Origin of the sequence: Corynebacterium sp. (assembly GCF_030530965.1) — a bacterium.
In the GTDB taxonomy this organism is placed as follows: Bacteria; Actinomycetota; Actinomycetes; order Mycobacteriales; family Mycobacteriaceae; genus Corynebacterium.
This window is the reverse complement of sequence record NZ_JAUMTY010000070.1, coordinates 1-4,520: the sequence shown is the minus strand read 5'-3', so window position 1 is coordinate 4,520 and position 4,520 is coordinate 1. Positions and strand designations below refer to the sequence as shown.

4 protein-coding genes and 1 tRNA gene are annotated in these 4,520 nt (G+C 55.6%); 4 read left to right on the top strand and 1 reads right to left on the bottom strand.

Annotated elements, in window-relative coordinates:
• Together Q3981_RS09765 and Q3981_RS09760 are read left to right on the top strand one after the other, a co-directional pair.
• Window positions 1–980 (top strand): esterase family protein (locus Q3981_RS09765; RefSeq protein ID WP_303125767.1); only part of this gene is annotated, 980 nt, incomplete at its 5' end.
• 301 nt (window positions 981–1,281) lie between these two features.
• A complete protein-coding gene (locus tag Q3981_RS09760) occupies window positions 1,282–2,703 on the top strand; it encodes an MFS transporter (RefSeq protein WP_012731162.1) in 1,422 nt (473 codons plus the stop codon).
• A 120-nt stretch (window positions 2,704–2,823) separates the two neighbouring features.
• On the opposite strand, the gene Q3981_RS09755 is transcribed toward Q3981_RS09760, so the two are convergent.
• On the bottom strand, window positions 2,824–3,351 hold the full coding sequence (locus tag Q3981_RS09755) for a DUF805 domain-containing protein (RefSeq protein ID WP_303125757.1): 528 nt from the start codon (window positions 3,349–3,351) through the stop codon (window positions 2,824–2,826).
• 281 nt (window positions 3,352–3,632) lie between these two features.
• Here Q3981_RS09755 and Q3981_RS09750 point away from each other — a divergent pair, with 281 nt between their 5' ends.
• Entirely contained in the window at window positions 3,633–4,172 is a 540-nt protein-coding gene (locus Q3981_RS09750) for a type 1 glutamine amidotransferase domain-containing protein (RefSeq protein ID WP_303125755.1), read from the top strand.
• 95 nt (window positions 4,173–4,267) lie between these two features.
• Window positions 4,268–4,343, top strand: a tRNA-Ala gene (locus Q3981_RS09745).
• The last annotated feature ends 177 nt before the right edge of the window (window positions 4,344–4,520 follow it).

Genomic DNA, 4,520 nt, shown 5'->3' with positions numbered 1-4,520 from the left:
ATCAACAGATCGATTTTCGGGCGCGCTGGAAAGCCCTCATGACACTCATGGTGGTCGATCCGCACGCCCAGATACCTCCCCTACGATCACGACGATCGTCACACTCCTCACCCGATACTGACCACCCCTACCGCGCGAAGTCATCCGGGATTGTTCGGCTCGAGGACGCCTTGCCCGAGCCTGGTTGGGACACCGCGGACATATCCGATACCCCTGCCGACAACACGACGCCCGGGTTTACCCCCTACACATGGCACTCGACGTCGGAATTTTTCCAGGACAGACATGTGTGGGTGAGAACTCCCGTCGGCAATCAAAGAGATAATTCCCGACGTCGACCGTGGCTGCTCATTCTTCTCGACGGCCAAGACTGGTACGAGGCGCACACCGGTTTTGATTATGCACTCCGCGCGCTTGAGACCAGCGGCAGCATTCCCGAGGTCACGGCGGTCGCCGTCGAAACGACAGATTCCACATCCCGCGGACAGAACCGCCTCCGCGATCTTGGCTGCAATCCCGCCTGGAGGCGTGCGCTCCAGGACGACCTTATCCCCGCCATCACGCGCGACTATGGCATTGCCGACCCATATGTCATTGTTGCTGGTCAGAGCCTTGGCGGGCTATGCGCCACCGACTGCGTTATTGAAAGCCCCGAAACGTTCCATGCCGCTATCGGGTGTTCACCATCATTCTGGTTTCCGACGCGACAGGGGCCGCGGCTACCAGGCCCACCTGGCGGACTCATCGCTGAGAAGCTCCAGGACCAAGCGACTTTGACAGCACTCACGCAGAATGATTCACGGTTCTTCTTCGACGTGGGAACCGGCGAAGGGTTGATGGAGTCTCATGCGCGCGCGGTCGTTGAGGAGTTGGAACGAGCCCACATTCGCTGCCACTTTGATGTATCCGCACATGGGCATGATCCTGCAGCGTGGCGGGGTGCCCTGACACGGGGGCTCTCCTTCATGGCGACGCAGTAGCGTTCCGAGAAGAGCATTGTGAAAAGGCGCGCCAATTCCCACACTCACCCCGGAGCCAATACCCCATTTCCACACCTTAAATAGGGTGGTTTGGGTTTTTATCTTTCAGAAAAACTTGGGTGCGCAGCCCAAAAACTAGGCTGGAGTTAGTGGGCCAGCAACAACGCCTCTCACTGGTTGACGCCGATTTTTCAACCCCAGCATCCGCTGTTAGCTGACCATTTTTATGCGCAGCATGCCCACATCACAGGACGTGTTGCAGATATTTCATTCATCTGCCTACTTTTGGAGGCGACTTACAATGGCTGATGAACTAACTGGCACCACATTCGAACAATCCACTACCGAACGCGGTCGTGAGCTCTTGGCCCGCATGGATCGCTTCCCTGCGTGGCCACTGCGCAAGCGTGATTTCTTCGTTATCGGTATCGCATACTTCTTCGTCTTTTATGACATCAGCGATATCGGCTTCGCCATGCCGGCTATCGACGAGCAAATGAATCTGGGCCAGGACATGTCTTTGTTCGTGGCCCTTGCCGTCGGTCTCGTGGGCTACATTATTGGTTCACTGCTCGCTGGCTGGCTTTCCGACGCAAAGGGACGAAAAGTCTCTTTCATCGGTTCCCTCGTTTTCTCGGGAGCAGGATCTCTCCTCTGCGGGTTCTCCTTCACGGTGTGGGACCTTTCGCTCTGGCGCTTCTTGACCGGTATGGGCGTGGGAGCAGCGCTGAACCTAGCGTCCACGTACGTCGGCGAAATTGCACCGGCTAACCAACGCGGCAAGCTTTCCGTCGCCACCTTTATGGTCGGAATTATCGGCCAAGCGATCACACCGTTCGTTGCCCTGGCATTGGTTCCGAATTTCCACACCGGATGGCGCTGGCTATTCTTCATCGGCGCACTTGTCGGCGTCTTCGGTGTTCTCTTTGCCCTAGCCCTCCCCGAGTCGCCCAGGTGGTTAATTTCCCAATGGCGCTGCGATGATGCTGAAAAGATCATCGAGAAGATGGAAACGAACTTCACCGACGAGCAACTGCGTAAAGGGCAGAAGATTCGCGAGGAATTCCGGAAAGAGGTTGAAAAAGAAGAAGAGAGGCAGGATCGCTCTCTTGGGCTCACCGGGACAGACAGCGCACCGTCGCTCACTGAAGGAAAGTACCTGCGCACGGCCATCGTTATGGCTCTGATGTGGTTCCTGTGGTACATCGGCAACTACGGCTTCTTAGGTGATGCCCCCGACCTTATTTCGTCGCACGGCGAGAACATTGCCGGGTCGATTCTGTACCTTGCCATCGGTGCTATCGGCTACCCGACCGGCGCGCTCATTATGATCTTTATCTCCGATAAATTCGAGCGTAAGTACCTCATCTTTGTTTGTACGCTGGTGTGGGCAGCCGGAATGCTGTGCATCGCAACGATGGCCAGCTCCTTCATGGTGACGCTTGGTTCATTCCTGGCGTCCATGGCATTGGGATCCTACTTGCAGATGGGCTACACCTTCACCGCGGAATCCTTCCCGACGACGTTGCGTGCGCGCGGGTTCTCCATCGCGGATGGTTGTGGTCACCTCGGTGGCGCGGTTGGTTCGCTCCTGCTGCCCTTCGTTGTTAACAAGACGTCGTTCTTTGCTGGCTTTGCGATGATTGCGTTGACTGGTGTCGCCGCCGGATTGCTGGCATTGACAGGGCCGAAGTCGTCGTCGAGGTCGTTGGAAGACATTTAACGACGATCTCATATGAATCATGGCGGGGGTGTACTTCCCCGCCATGTCAAGGCCCGATTCTCGGGTTCTTCATCACGTGGCTTTCTTCTGAGTCACGTGTTTTTCGTCGTCACATGGTTGTTAGACGGCAGATGAAAGATTTTCTTTGTCGTCCCACTTTTCTTTCATCTTCTCGGGTCTAGACGGAAAGATCGTCATGATGAGGAGCACGGGAGCAGCGATAACCGTAAAGGAAATGAAGTACCACGGTCCGGCAAAACCAGCATCATGCAAACGTCGCCATGCGAGCGAAAGACTGGGCACGAAAATAATCGCACTAAAGACAGCGCTGGCGAGTCCCACTGGATTGGTCACATCATCCGGATCCACACCAGCACTAATCGCTACTGCGGAAACCGCAGCGTAAATAAGGAACAAGACCAACTGAACCCACCAGTATTCGGACCTTGAGGAGCGCCCTTTGAACCGAAGGACTCTGGTGACAAATCTCTTGACGGCTGCAGGCAAACTTGCGCCGTAGAAAGGCTGCGACAATGGTGGCTCACCGTCGTACTCAGGGGCATCATCGGGGCCGTGGTACCTACCTGGAGTAGTGGCTCCGTATTGTTGAGTGTCGTTCTGCGACGGGAATGGCTGCATATCAGTCATGTTCTCCACCCTAACAATTTTTCTCATCGTTTTTTAGGCCAAAATCAACGTTTTGAACTTGTTTAACTAAATCGGAACATTGGGTTTTAGCGCCACACATCGCCACACGTGATGGAATACATCTCACTCATACGTGTTGGATCTAACCGGGAGGGCGAAACAACGCCGCCATATGATCACGTGTTTATTCCGCGGTGTGGCTTCTTCTCTGAAAGAAGCCGTGCGCTCTCCAGAACAGATCAACGCAATAAAACTACTCGAATTTCTGAGGAGATAACGTCATGGCAAAGAAAGCAGTCATCATCGCAACTGATTTCGGCGTCGAAGAGCCAGAAATTATCTCACCACGCGACGCCTTATCGTCGGCAGGCATTGATGTCACCATCGCTTCCAACTCGGGCAACGACATTCAAACCGTGACGGGCGACAAAGACTGGGCATCCACCGTCAAAGCCGACACGACCCTCGACAAAATCAGTGCCGACGATTACGACCTGGTCGTTCTCCCCGGAGGAACCGTCAACGCCGACACCCTCCGCATCGATACGGAGGCGCAGCGCATCCTTAAGGAGTTCGCGTCGGCACACAAACCGGTGGGCGCCATTTGCCACGCACCGTGGGCACTGATCGACGCCGGACTGACCGAGGGCAAGACCATGACGTCCTACCAGTCCATTCGCACGGATCTCAAGAACGCGGGTGCTCACTGGGTGGACGAAGAAGTCTTCCGTTGCCCCGGGAATGACTGGGTATTGATCACCTCACGCAACCCACATGACCTGCCGGCCTTCACCAAGGCACTCACCGACGAGCTGTCTTAACGAGCTGCAGCGGGAATCGTCCCTGGCACTTGGCACCCAACGACCTGTTTGTTTTGGGGATCACGGATCCTCGGAGTAAAGTGCTGGGGGTCCGCGGGGCATTGGCGCAGTTGGTAGCGCGACTCGTTCGCATCGAGTAGGTCAGGGGTTCGATTCCCCTATGCTCCACCAACATCGTTTTCCCTGGTTACGATTGACCAGGGATTTTCGTGTATCTACAAGCAGGGCACCTGTGTTGCCCCATCATCCACCAAACCCAATCGATCTGACAACCCCTCTACCCCACTCGACGAATGTGCGTCACGCTTGCGCGCCCATCACCGTCTGTCTCGTAGCGATCGTACTGAC